Origin of the sequence: Frigoribacterium sp. CFBP 8751 (assembly GCF_014841545.1) — a bacterium.
Lineage (GTDB): Bacteria > Actinomycetota > Actinomycetes > Actinomycetales > Microbacteriaceae > Frigoribacterium.
This window is the reverse complement of record NZ_JACYUB010000018.1, coordinates 1-570: the sequence shown is the minus strand read 5'-3', so window position 1 is coordinate 570 and position 570 is coordinate 1. Positions and strand designations below refer to the sequence as shown.

The 570-nt window shown below is 63.3% G+C and carries 1 protein-coding gene; it reads right to left on the bottom strand.

All coding sequences use genetic code 11. From position 1 onward, the window contains the following. A partial coding sequence (locus tag IFT88_RS16865) for a hypothetical protein (protein ID WP_207110919.1) occupies positions 1-332 on the bottom strand: 332 nt, incomplete at its 3' end. Positions 333-570: the final 238 nt, after the last annotated feature.

The window sequence follows — 570 nt, the reverse complement described above, 5'->3', positions numbered from 1 at the left end:
CGGGCGGACGTAGTGTCGACGGCACCCGCAGCTGAAGTCAGACCTAACAACCCCTCGACGGATCCGGCGCCGAGACACTCGAGTTCGACTCCCCTGATCGTCACGGGCTCCCTGAAGGTCGCCGAGATATCGTCACCGTCTGCTTCCTCGCCCCGTTCGACTAGCGATGCCAAGACGGCCAGATATTCGCCGTCGTCCTGCACCGCGGAAGACCCCTGGTCAAGCCACAGAGCGATGTCGCCGGCCTGCTCACCGGGATCATCCTCGGAGCACCCGACGAGGCTGACAACGCAGAGGGACACGACGAGCAGGCAGAGCGATCGAGGGCGCACGATCGAAGGATGGCATGAAGCGCACCTCATCGCGACGTCCCACTGCGAGGGCCCGGCCACCGATCGGCTACTGGGACGCGGCGGACCCGGTTGTAAGAAGATTTGGCGAACACACATATGGCGCTATCAGCCACATCAGCGCCTCAGCAAAAGACGGGACGACGATGTCTTGATGATCCGCTACGCGCGAGACGAGGAACTAACGCCCCGCTCGCACCACTAGACCGACCTGGTTCTG